This window comes from Pseudomonas sp. RC10 (assembly GCF_038397775.1).
Lineage (GTDB): Bacteria > Pseudomonadota > Gammaproteobacteria > Pseudomonadales > Pseudomonadaceae > Aquipseudomonas > Aquipseudomonas bambusae.
This window is the reverse complement of the sequence record NZ_CP151650.1, coordinates 547,821-560,815: the sequence shown is the minus strand read 5'-3', so window position 1 is coordinate 560,815 and position 12,995 is coordinate 547,821. Positions and strand designations below refer to the sequence as shown.

The 12,995-nt window shown below is 57.1% G+C and carries 5 protein-coding genes; 4 read left to right on the top strand and 1 reads right to left on the bottom strand.

Annotated features, from left to right (window positions below; translation table 11 throughout):
- Positions 1-99 precede the first annotated feature (99 nt).
- The 3 genes from AAEO81_RS02500 (at position 100) to AAEO81_RS02490 (ending at position 10,398) form a co-directional block, all read left to right on the top strand.
- Entirely contained in the window at positions 100-1,095 is a 996-nt protein-coding gene (locus AAEO81_RS02500; RefSeq protein WP_341961422.1) for a metalloregulator ArsR/SmtB family transcription factor, read from the top strand.
- A gap of 20 nt (positions 1,096-1,115) precedes the next feature.
- A complete protein-coding gene (gene metK, locus AAEO81_RS02495) occupies positions 1,116-2,306 on the top strand; it encodes a methionine adenosyltransferase (protein ID WP_341961421.1) in 1,191 nt (396 codons plus the stop codon).
- 250 nt (positions 2,307-2,556) lie between these two features.
- Positions 2,557-10,398 carry a neuraminidase-like domain-containing protein gene (locus tag AAEO81_RS02490; protein ID WP_341964447.1) on the top strand — a complete coding sequence of 2,614 codons (7,842 nt, stop codon included), beginning with the start codon at positions 2,557-2,559 and terminating at the stop codon, positions 10,396-10,398.
- A gap of 84 nt (positions 10,399-10,482) precedes the next feature.
- Here the strand turns inward: AAEO81_RS02490 and AAEO81_RS02485 are convergent, their stop codons facing one another.
- Positions 10,483-11,103, bottom strand: coding sequence for a LysE family translocator (locus AAEO81_RS02485; protein WP_341961420.1), 621 nt, complete (start codon positions 11,101-11,103; stop codon positions 10,483-10,485).
- A gap of 192 nt (positions 11,104-11,295) precedes the next feature.
- Here AAEO81_RS02485 and ligB point away from each other — a divergent pair, with 192 nt between their 5' ends.
- Positions 11,296-12,981 carry an NAD-dependent DNA ligase LigB gene (gene ligB / locus AAEO81_RS02480; RefSeq protein ID WP_341961419.1) on the top strand — a complete coding sequence of 562 codons (1,686 nt, stop codon included), beginning with the start codon at positions 11,296-11,298 and terminating at the stop codon, positions 12,979-12,981.
- The last annotated feature ends 14 nt before the right edge of the window (positions 12,982-12,995 follow it).

Sequence of the window (12,995 nt, the reverse complement as noted above, 5' to 3'; positions counted from 1 at the left end):
GTAATCGCGGCGCTCAACGTCTGACACTCGTCACCAATATCAAAACTTTTTGATATTGGTCTTGCAGCGGACCTAGTCGATAACTAGACTGCCAACCCTATGAATCTCCACGCGCCTGCCCTTGACCACGATCAAAGCGACGAACTGGCTGCCTTGTGCAAGGCCGGTGGCGATCCGCTGCGGCTCAATGTGCTGCGCGCGCTGTCCAACGATTCCTTCGGTGTGCTGGAGCTGGCGCAGATTTTCGCCATCGGTCAGTCGGGCATGAGCCATCACTTGAAAGTCTTGGCCCAGGCCGATCTGGTGGCGACCCGTCGCGAAGGCAACGCGATCTTCTACCGCCGCGCCCTGCCCCACACCGAACAGGTGGGCGGCAAGCTGCACGCAGCGCTGCTCGAAGAGGTCGACGGTCTCGCCCTACCGCAAGACGTTCAGGCCCGCATCGGTCTGGTTCATCGCCAGCGCGCCACCGCCAGTCAGGACTTTTTCGCACGCACTGCGGAAAAATTTCGTGCCCAGCAGGACCTGATCGCAGGACTGCCTCAGTACCGCGACAGCCTGTTGTCGCTGCTGGACAAACTCAGCTTCGCGCCTGACGCCACGGCCGTGGAAGTCGGCCCCGGTGACGGCGGTTTTCTGCCGGATCTGGCGCAGCGTTTTCGGCATGTCACGGGGCTGGACAACAGCCCGGCCATGCTTGATCTGGCGCGTAACATCTGTGAGCAGAAGGCGCTGCACAACGTCGAGCTGAAGCTGGCCGATGCGTTGTCGGACGCTAATGTTTTCGGTGACTGCGTCGTCTTGAATATGGTGCTTCATCATTTCGCGGCACCGGCCGAAGCATTAAAACAACTGGCCAACCTGTTGAAACCGGGCGCAAGCCTGCTGATCACAGAGTTGTGCAGCCACGACCAGAGCTGGGCCAGGGAGGCCTGTGGCGATCTGTGGTTGGGGTTCGAACAGGAAGACCTGGCCCGTTGGGCCATCGCTGCGGGGCTGGTCCCCGGAGAAAGTCTGTATGTAGGTTTACGTAATGGTTTCCAGATTCAAGTCCGCCACTTTCAGCGGCCATCTGGCAACACTCACCATCGGTAACACTCAGGAAAATCGTCGAGATGAGCGAATACTCCCTTTTCACCTCCGAGTCCGTGTCCGAAGGGCATCCGGACAAAATCGCCGACCAGATCTCCGATGCGGTGCTGGACGCTATCATTGCCCAGGACAAACACGCACGCGTTGCTGTGGAAACCCTGGTCAAGACCGGCGTTGCCATCGTCGCCGGTGAAGTCACCACCAGCGCGTGGGTCGATCTGGAACAGATCGTTCGTGACGTGATCAGCGGCATCGGCTACACCAGCTCCAACGTCGGTTTCGACGGCGCCACTTGCAGCGTGATGAACATCATCGGCAAGCAGTCCCCTGACATCAACCAAGGCGTGGACCGCGCCAAGCCTGAAGATCAGGGCGCGGGCGACCAAGGCCTGATGTTCGGCTACGCCAGCAACGAAACCGCAGAACTGATGCCTGCGCCGATCGCCTTCTCGCACCAACTGGTCAAGCGCCAGGCTGAAGCGCGCAAATCCGGCCTGCTGCCATGGCTGCGCCCGGATGCCAAATCCCAGGTCACCTGCCGCTACGAAAACGGCATCGTGGTCGGCATCGACGCCATCGTTCTGTCGACCCAGCACAACCCGGAAGTCTCCTACGCCGACCTGCGTGAAGGTGTGATGGAGCTGATCGTCAAGCACGTGCTGCCAGCCAACCTGCTGCACAAAGACACCCAGTTCCACATCAACCCGACGGGTCAGTTCATCATCGGCGGCCCGGTCGGCGACTGCGGTCTGACCGGTCGCAAGATCATCGTCGACAGCTACGGCGGCATGGCCCGTCACGGCGGCGGCGCGTTCTCCGGCAAAGACCCGTCCAAGGTCGACCGCTCGGCAGCGTACGCCGGTCGTTACGTGGCGAAGAACATCGTCGCGGCTGGCCTGGCCGAACGTTGTGAGATTCAAGTGTCCTACGCCATCGGCGTTGCACAGCCTACGTCGATCTCGCTGAACACCTTCGGCACCGGCAAGATCAGCGACGACAAGATCGTCCAACTGGTCCGCGAGCACTTCGACCTGCGTCCGTACGCGATCACCAAAATGCTCGACCTGCTGCACCCGATGTACCAGGAAACCGCAGCCTACGGCCACTTTGGCCGCACGCCGCAAACCAAGACCGTGGGCGAAGATACCTTCACCACGTTCACCTGGGAAAAAACCGACCGCGCCGACGCCCTGCGCGCGGCGGCTGGTCTGTAATACGCGTTAGCTATATATCGCGTTGAGAAGAGCCCCTGACGATGTGAGTCGTCAGGGGCTTTTTCGTGCCCGGTTGTCTTTGATCACCCTGTAGCAGTCAGGATCACAACCGGATCGGATAGAGCGATTGGCAATCGGCTCTATCGCGAACTCAACTAGCCACACCCCCTCAAGCCCCATCCCCCGCTGCTAGCCTTTCCTGCGAGACCAAGCACACCGCTTACCCACTGAGCGTTATGCCTTGCAGTTCATGGATGACGCCTCCTCGCCCAATGCAAAGGACAGCATCGTCATGGCCGATACAAACGCTCCCGCCGTCGCACCTGAAGCCGCCACTTACGCCAAGCTATTTCCGGAACAACTCGCCGACCGCTGCGCCCCCGACGCGCTGGAATCCAACAGCGGTCCCATCGCCTATCTGCACGCGCTTTACCAACAGGCGCTGGCACTGGAAGCCACAAGCACATCGGATAAACGCTTCACCCTCGCCAATCGTCGCCCTGACATCGGCGAACTGTTGCTCGATGACGCAGGGCTGGAAACCAAAGTCGCGCCTCTAACACTGGCGATCAACGCCCTGACCCGCCAGGCCAAAACCCATGTGGGTGAAGACACGCGCCTCATCGAAGTCATCAGCGAATCGACCCAACGCGCCGGGTTGCCTTTTCATTACCCATTCGAGCAAATCCAGGCGGTGGTGAAACACAAGAAAATCCCGCTGTTCGACCTGCTGCAACAGGCGGAATACAGCTACCCCAACTTCTGCTACGGCAACCTGCGTACCGAAGAATTACGGCAGGTGATGCGCACCTCCACCGGCTTCAGCCCGGCGCTGCAAAAACTGCTGCTCGATGACAGTAAAGCGGACGAAGATGATTTTCTCGCCAAACGCTTTGGCGTCACGGGGACGAACACTGCTGTCGCCGAACAGCTGAACAACGTCGAATTTTTCTGCCTGAAAACCGGCCTGACACCCGAAGAGGTGCAGGACATGCTGGCCATCGAAGGCGTGGACGACAACGCCGCCAAAGGCTTCACCAGCGTCCGGCGCTCGGCCGCCTACTCACCCTCGGGCAAATCGGCGGTGGACGGAAGTGTCTACGGCGCCTCGTTCATCAACAACGGCAAAGCCGCCGTGTCACTGGAAGACACCCTCGCCGAAGCGGGCATCACACTCGGCATCAAGGACGCTACGGCTGCGCACTTTGGCCGCATGAATCAGATCATCCATTTGCGTCACGCCCTGAAACTGTCGTTCGCGCAAACCGACCTGCTGGTGATGTCCGCGCTGCGAGCCGAAGGGCAGACCAAGGATTTTCACCTCACGGCAAACACCCTGCGTGCCATCGGCGTGTTTCGCTACCTCAATGAAGTGCATGAAGTCACCGCCGAACAATTCGCTGCGCTCATTCACGAGGTGTCCCCCTATGCCGTCTCAGGCAAGGTGCCTCTGCTCGATCGCGTGCTCGATGGCCCCGGTGCTGGCGCGCTGGCGAACACCGAAGACGGGCTGATCATCGACGACGGCGAGTTCGAACTGGCGGGCACAGCTGACGAACAAGGAAGAAGCCCGTCGAACACCATCATCGGTCATCTGAGCAGCGCCATGGGCACCGACGAGCGCCTGACGCGGCGCTATCTGGCTCAAGCCACTCAGGCGTTGAAGCAGAAGAAACCCAGCCTGTCACTGCCACTGATCTCTGCGATTTATCGCCTGAGTCGCTTGCCGCGCTTGCTGGGGCTGAGCCTGAATGAAGGCGCCGACCTGATCGCGCTGCTGGCGCTCGACAACCCTCAGGTACAAAGCATCGTCGCGGGCAAGGGGCAGATCAGCGACGACCCGGATCAGGCCGATACCCTCGACGTGCTGATCGCCTTCATCAACGTTCGGCAATGGCTCAAGCGCAACGGACTTTCCGCCTCTGCCGTCCTCGCTTTGCTGACCGTGCCTGAACAAACAAACGCTGACCTTAAGGCCATCGAGAAAGCTCGCGAGAACCTGCTTGAGTACAGACCGTTCGATGTGGTGGCCTCGTGCCTGACTGAAGATATGATCAAAAAAGTGCTGCAGGCCGGTGACGCCCTCAAAACGGGCACTTGGCTGGCGTTGCTCAAGGATTACGTGTCAGCGCAAGGGCTGATCAGCTCTAACCTGCCTGTGGAGGGCGATATCTACGCAGCGTTGAAAACGCTGCTGGCAGACACACTCAAAGACGCCGATTCAGAAAAAGAGAAAGAAAAAGAAAAAGAAAAAAGAATCCAGGACGTAGACAGAATTGCCCAAAGCCTTGCATCGACAATCACCAACGCCCGAATCGCACAGGAAGACCTGGCCAAGGGGATTTTCGGCAAAGCATTCGGCAAACTGTTGGGGAACTCGGCGACAGCCTCTGCTTATGCCCTGCCGTTACTGAAATGGATCGGCAAAGGTCCTGCTGATTTGCTGGCGGATTATCAGGCGCTTGGCGCTGTCGACACGCAGACCTTCAAGTTCTGGAGTGACATAACGCGCTATGCCCTCGCGATTCGGCTGACGGGGTTAAGCCCTGCGGGGCTGGGGGCGTTGATCAGCCATCCGCAGCGATTTGCCCTCGAAGAAAACACCCAGCCCAAATCGGTTAAAAAGACAGAAGATACAAATTCCGCAACCAAACTGTCCCTTGATCTGATGTACCAGTTGATGCGTTATCGCGATTGGGTAGGCATATGCCGTGAAAACAAATTTGGCGAAGATGAGGCACTCACCTATCTGACCGGATTACGTCCCAGCCAAAAAACCGAAGACGCCTACGCTGCCGCCGCACAACTTGGCCTGTTAATCGGTTGGAGCAGCAGCGAAACGTTACTTGCAACGCCCTACCTCACTCAAATAACCCGTATTAAAAAACCGACCGAGAAAGGCTCTTTGGAAGCTTTTCTGGAATTGCTGGATTCCGATGAACTCTATTATTACAACTATTGTGATAAACACGTCGACCAAAAAGGCTTGGGAGTCCTCATTCAGAAATTCAACAAGAATGGCAGCACTTACCCCAACGCCAACAGCATCTACAACAAGTTCGTAAAGTTTCTGAAAGACAATCCCGGCCCGCTCAAGGTCGAGGCCAAGGACTACTTGCCCGAGACCCAGCCTGCCAAATGGAAAACGCTGACGACTAACTACACGATCTCTGAGCCTCTGAAGCTGCAGAAGTACGAGGCAACCGAGACAGTGGTCGAACACACTCTCGAAGCCTATTCGACTGTGACCGATGTGGACTTTGCACTCCGGCTACAGAACCTGAGCAAATGCACGAGCCTCTCATGCCAGTCTTTGCTCGACCTCGCCTGGTTAAACGAAGAGTCCAGCCATTCGGAGTTCCAGGTTGTCGCTCAGGTGTTGGTGGGGGCTTGCTCGGACGAAGCACGTGAAGCAATCGAACCTTATCTAAAAGCGAAATGGCGTGACGCACTGGCCGATTACCTGCTCGGCTATTGGGCGTCGGCGGATGCGAGTCGACAAGCCGAACTCAAAACGGTCGACGACCTCTCCAGCTACTTCCTGACCGATATCAGCCCCACGTGGGAAGCGATGAAAACCACGCCCATCAACCAGGCTATTTCCAGCCTGCAGCATTATTTGTTCCGCCTGTTCTCACACCTTGAACCCGGCTATGACGCGGCAAAAATGCCTGAACACGCCAACAGCGCGTGGGAACAATACCTAAGCCAATACGGCAGCTGGAAGGTCTGGAAAGCGCAGTTCAACCATCCGGAAAACCTCATCTATTACGCTAATCGCCCGAAAAAGAGCAAAGCGTTTGAAGAACTTGAGGTGGAAGTCAATCAGGGCAAACTGGACACCGAGCTGCTGCAAACAGCGATCTGTAATTACCTGACCAAGTTTGAAAGGCTCAGCAACCTGCAAATCGTCAGCGGCTACTTGGATGGTCGCGACCCCAAGAACGATACCTATTACCTGGTCGGTAAAACCAACACCACCCCGTCAGAGTATTACTGGCGCTCGGTGGACATGGGGTTACGGGATGATCAGCAACGGTTGAGCCCTTTGGCGTGGAGCGAGTGGCAGAAAATCGGCTTGACGACAACAGGCAAGATTGCACAGAGCTTGTACATTGAAGACGTCAAGGCAATAAAAACGAATCATAAAAGCGATGCCATTCGCCTGGTGGTGATCTCCGGCCGGCTCTATGTGTTCTGGGTCGAAAGAGGCACAACTGGTCTACCCAGTACTGACCCCAAAATCAAAGACCCAACCCCCTACAAAAAAGTATCGGTTCATTACGCTTATTTGCAAAGCGACGGATTCTGGAGCACGGCCAATGAACTGATGGCACTGGATGGGTTTGTCAATGGCGAGCGGCCGAAAGACAACATGGGACAGCCCATAAAAGATGATGATAACGAATGGATGAAATTAGACGCGTGGATTCCAGGCTTGATCGTATTCGTCAACACCGAGGGTGAGCGAGAAACGGATCCCTGGCTGACCGTCATTCTATATAACAGCAACCCAACTCATGCAAAACACAAGGAGATAAACAAGGGTTATTACGTTGAAATGCGAGACTTGCTGCTCATCGAACCCAAAAAATTAAGTGATGACGAAACAATGAAATTGTACAAGACCTCTTACCATTCTTACTGCGACATCAGGAACATACAACACGCCTACGACGGGCGCGCAACACTTATCAAGAAAGACAGCGAGCAGCACTACGACCACATTAATCATATTATGGCATCCCCTGCCTATGAAGTAAAAGAGCACGCATTTTCATTCGCTGCAAGATTGAACAGCACCAAAACTGCGCTCCATCTCGAATATAAATACAATCGTAATGGTGACACAGATTATGGCGATGAATTGTCTATTATTCTAGGTGTTAAAACCTCAAAAGAAGAGGAATTTTCGACACTGGAACATTCGAATTATATACTCAAACACCACGACAAGCCTTTTCCCACACAAACAAAAATCTACACACTGCCCAGCAAAGCCGAAAAATATACATTTCGCGTGCGTGCCCGCTCCCAATACCGTTGGAACGTTGATTCAAGCCAATACACTTACGATATTTCAACCGCCTCCACCGACGAGGTCTGGAGCGTCCTCATCGCGAGCAGTGATGATCAGGCGCAATATCTGGACCTCACTTCGGTAAAAGACGATTTACCTGAAGTTGCGTCGAATAAATCCCGGCTCAATACTCTCTTCGGCAAACAACTCGTCGCCCGCGCCAGCCATAGCGTTGAACAGGCCCTCGACTGGGCGGCACAAAAAATCCAGGAACCCACCATCGACGAGTCCAACCCAAACCCACCCGTAGACTTCCACGGCGCAAACGGTTTGTACTTCCGCGAGCTGTTCCTGCACCTCCCTGCCCTGATCGCAACCCGCCTCACTGAGCAGCAACAATTCGAGGACGCCGAAAGCTGGTACCTGCGCTACCTGTTCGATCCCTACCGTGCAACAAGCGAGGAAGACGGGCGCCCAGCTTACTGGAACACACGCCCTCTGGCAGAAGTCGGCTCCGGCAAATCGGAGTTGAGCAAACCCGTTGATCCAACAGCCCGTGCGTTCATCCTTTCCCGCTTCTACCGACAGGCTGTGTTCTTGAGCCTGGTGGAGAACTGGCAACTGCAGGGCGACCATTATTACCGCCAACTGACCCTCAGCACCCTCAACCACGCCTGGCTGTGTTATCAGCAGGCGCTGAAACTGATCGGTCCGTTGCCTGAGCGTGCTGCCGTGTCGCGCTGGACACCTGTTGCGCTATCAGAGGTCGACGAGGAAAGCTTTCGCACGCCCATCAACCAACGCGTCATCGAGGCACGAAAGACCCTGCAAAACCGCCTTTACAACTTGCGACATGGTCTGACGATCGATGGCAAAGCATTACCCGACCTCGGTTGGAGCGACGAGGAGACAGACCCGTTTTCCTCAGCAAAGGGGGGCGTGAACATTATCCCGGCTCGCTACAACAGCGACCACACTGCAATCCCGGTCTACCGCTTCCGTCAACTGCTGCCCGCCGCTCGCGCGGCCGTTCAACAGTTGCTGGATTTGGGTCGGTACTACATGAAGCTGATCCAGCTTGATGACGATACGGGGGATGCCCTCATGGAAAAGGCTCATGAGATCCGAATGTCGGAGTTCGCGCTTCGTTTAGGCAGAGAAAACATCAACGCCGTCCTGGCGAAAAAACAAGGCTTGGCGTTGAGCAAACAGGCCGCTGAATTCAGGAAAAATCATTACGCCAAACTGGTAGATAACGGCAAGCTACCGAAAGAAGAGGCGGCAACGGCGCTGACCTGGACGGCCGCCTATTTGCAATACGCAGCCATACCCATCGAAATCGTCGCCGATGTAATGGACGGAACAGTGCCTACCATCGTCGGGCTGGCGTTTGGCGGCATGAAACCTGCGGAGCTCACCCGCTTGGGTGCTGATGCCATGCGAATGGCCAGCACCGCGGCAGACTTTGTCGCTCAGCAGTTGCTCTTTGAGTCTGAATTCGAAAGAACAGCGGCGGAATGGAAACTTGAGGAGCGTCTGGCCGATTGGGACGTTCGACTGATCGATAAGGAAATGATCGAAACGGATATTGAGCTGCGAGCTGCAACGATCAGTCTCGAAGAGTCTAGACAGGCTTGCCAGGATCTGGAGGAGGTCTATCTCGGCATGACAACCGACTTTTTGAACGTTCCTGTCTGCAACTGGTTGGTCGCGCGCCAAGAGGTTATCTACGGCAAAGCCTACGACGCCGTGCTCTCTCTGTGCCTGAGCCTCGAAGCCGCTTGGCGCTACGAAATTGGCGATTACAAACGCCACGCCTTCATCAAGACCCGCGCATGGAGTGACTCCTACAAGGGGATGCTTGCAGGCGAGTCGCTGCTGGTTGATCTTCTGGAGATGGAAAATGCGTTTCTGCTCGCCAACGAACGGCGCCTGACCATCCGTAAAACGTTCAGCCTGAAAACCGTGCTGACAGAGCGCCCCCTGTTGGATGCCCAGGACTCCAATAAAAACAAAACCGCTGACCCTTGGCTGAACGCTGTTTTGAAACTCTCCAGCGGCGAGCCGTTGGCATTTGAGTTCAAGGCTGAGGATTTTGACAAGAACTACCCCGGACATTTTCTTCGCCAGTTGCGCTACGTGACGGTGTCGTTTGTCAGCGAGGAGGAGGGTTTCAGCACCGATGGTTTGTGCGCGATCCTCGCCCAGACCGGCAGCACAACGTTGGTGGAGCCTGACCAGGAGGGCGTGGACTATTTTTATGGTCAGGCCAACACCGTGCCTTCGAGCATCAAGCGCAATCTGCGGGCCAAACAGGCCATCGCGCTGTCGTCTGCGGTGGACGAAGACGGTTTGGGCTACAACCCGGGCGAGTCGGTCCACGAACTGATGTTCCACGATGGGCGCTACCTGCCCTTCGAGGGCACCGGCGCCATCTCGCAGTGGGAGCTGCAAATTCCCGACGCGGAATTCGCCAGTACGTTGATCGATGCCGCCTCCAACGTGCCGAACATCAGCGACATCCAGATCAATCTGGTCTATACGGCACGTTCGGATGAAGCACTGGCAGAGATGGTGAAGAAAAGGAAACCAGTGCCTGCGAAGTCCGAGAGCAAGGAGAACTCATCGGCTTCTGACACGTCAACGTCGGGCGGTGCGGATCCTGTCACCAAGTCGATACGAGATGCCGACGCTGACGAGAAGGCCAAAGCCGATGCAGAGGCCGCTGCAAAAGCCAAAGCCGACGCCGACGCCGATGCGGCGGCGAAAGCCAAAGCCGATGCAGAGGCCGCAGCGAAAGCCAAAGCCGCCGCCGATGCTGCCGCAAAAGCCAAAGCGGACGCCGATGCGGCGGCGAAAGCCAAAGCCGATGCTGAGGCCGCAGCGAAAGCCAAAGCCGCCGCCGATGCTGCCGCAAAAGCGAAGGCCGACGCTGATGCAGCGGCTAAGGCCAAAGCGGCGGCTGATGCAGCCGCGAAAGCCAAGGCGGCTGCAGACGCCAAAGCCAAGGCAGACGCTGATGCCAAAGCAAAAGCGGCGGCAGCGGCAGCAGCAGCGGCCAAGAAGAAATAGTGATGTATTGACTGCAACGAACGGTTGGCGCGGCGATGGCAGGTGTCTGTGATCGCCATGGCCGCTCCAGACCGCTCTCAGAACTTACCCCCGCCGCGCCACCAACAAAAACGACGCAGCGCCCGCCAACAACCCCGCACAGGTCCGGTTGAACAAGCGCTTGCCGCTCGGTCTGGCGAACAGCCGACGCGCATGAATGCCCATGCAGCAGTACAGGCCGATGGCGATGCATTCCAGCGCCAGAAACATCGCGCCCAGTTGTGCGAATTGGCCGCCGATGGGGGCGGAATGATCGACAAACTGAGGCAGAAATGCGGTGAACAGCAGGATCGCCTTGGGGTTACCCATCGCCACCAGAAACTCCTGACGTGCCAGCCGGCCCGATCCGACGTCCACCACTCCTTCATCCACATGGGAATCCGCCGGCGCACGCCACAGCTGAACGGCGAGGTAGAACAGGTACGCCGCGCCAAGAATCTTGATCGCGTGGAACAGCCATTCCGAGGTGTGCAGGACCGCAGTCAAGCCAACCCCAGCGAGCGCGATCATGATTGCGAAGCCCAGCAAACGACCCAGGCCTCCCGTGCACGCGCGGACGAATCCATAGCGCGAGGCGTTGCTGATCGACAGCAGATTATTCGGACCGGGGGCCATGTTTAGCGCGAAGCAGGCAGGGATGAAAACGGCGAGGGTCGACAGCTCCATGATGGTTGTCCTTGTAGGGCGCTGGTTGAAACATCATTTTGCACTCGTCCGAAAACCGCTCAAGGGACAGCTATGGTGCGAAACGGGCCTCGACTGTACGGGTGCGGACAAACCCGGTAACGGCTGCAGAGGAGAACAGTGACGTTTCAAACCCTAGCCTTTCACGTCTCACTTCCCTGCAAGGATGCTTCGATGCTGCTCTCCCGCCGAGTTGTCGCAGGTGTATTGGCTGCCCTCTGTTTGAACGTCGCCCACGCGCAAAGCTGCCCAGACTGGCCTCCTGCTCAGGCCAAGCGGGAGCTGTCGACGCTGCAAAATCAAATCACACAGTGGGACGACAGCTATCATCGCCAAGGCATCTCGTTAGTGGCCGACGAGCTGTACGACCAGTCCGTACACCGCCTTTCGCAGCTGAAGGCTTGCTTCGCGCCCTCGTCCCCACCTGCTCAAAACCCCCTCAAGACAGCTAGAGGTGAACGCCTTCACCCCGTGCCTCACACCGGCATCGCCAAACTGGCAGATGAGCCAGCGGTCGAGCAATGGCTCAAAGGAAAAAGCGATCTGTGGATTCAGCCCAAAGTGGACGGGGTCGCAGTCACCCTCGCTTATGAGAATGGCAAGCTGGTTCAAGCCATCAGCCGAGGCGACGGAATCAAAGGGCAAGACTGGACGGCCCACGCCTTGAAGATCTCAAGCATTCCCGCTCACGTTGCGGAAAAGGAAAACCTGGTGCTGCAAGGCGAGCTGTATTGGCGCCTCTCAGACCACGTGCAGGCTGAAGCGGGAAGCCTGAACGCGCGAAGCCAGGTGGCAGGGTTGCTGGCGAGAAACAGCATTGATGGGGTCGAGGGTGCGCACATCGGACTGTTCGTCTGGGACTGGCCGAGGGGGCCCCGCAACATGAAGGAGCGGCTGGAACGCCTAAAGACGCTGGGATTCGACGACAGCGCCCGATTCAGCGAGCCCTTGGAAACCTTCGCGCAGGCGAAGCAATGGCGTGAGCACTGGTACACCCACCCACTGCCGTTCGCGACCGATGGCGTGGTGCTGCGCCAGGGTGAGCGTCCCTCGGCGGATCGCTGGCAGGCCAAGACGCCTTACTGGCTCGCAGCGTGGAAATACCCGTTCGCGCAGGTGCTGGGCGATGTGCGCAAGGTTCATTTCAACATCGGTCGCAGTGGCAAAATCACACCGGTGCTGGACATCGAACCGGTGCGACTGGATGACCGAACCGTGTCCCGGATCAATGTTGGCTCCCTTAAACGCTGGCAAACTCTGGACATTCGTCCGGGTGATCAAGTGGCGATCAGCTTGGCCGGATTGACCATTCCCCGATTGGACGGGGTGGTTTCACGCAGCGCGGAACGGACGTCCATGGAGGTTCCAGACGCAACAGCGTTTCACGCGCTGAGTTGCTGGCAGCCCACTGAGGGGTGCGAAAGCCAGTTCCGCGAACGTCTGAAATGGCTAGGCGGCAAGAAGGGTTTGGCGCTCAAGGGCGTAGGACCTGGCACATGGGACAAGCTGATCGAGGCCGGCCTGATAACAGGCCTGCTGGACTGGATGCACCTGGACAGTGCACTAATGTCGAACATTCCCGGCCTTGGTGAGCTGAGCAGCGCTAAACTGTTGAAGAGTTTTGACGTCGCGCGCGAACAATCCTTCGAAACGTGGCTCAAAGCGATCGGTTTACCACCCGCCGCTGGGGCGGATTTGGGTGATTCGTGGGACACGCTAGCGATTCGCAGCGTCGATCAGTGGCAGTCCGAGCCGGGCATTGGCCCAGCTCGTGCGAAGCAGTTGTATGCATTTTTCCAAGACCCGCAGGTGCAAGCATTAAGCACGCAATTGCGGGAGCAAGGTATCAAGGGATTTTAGGCATTGTGTCCCGG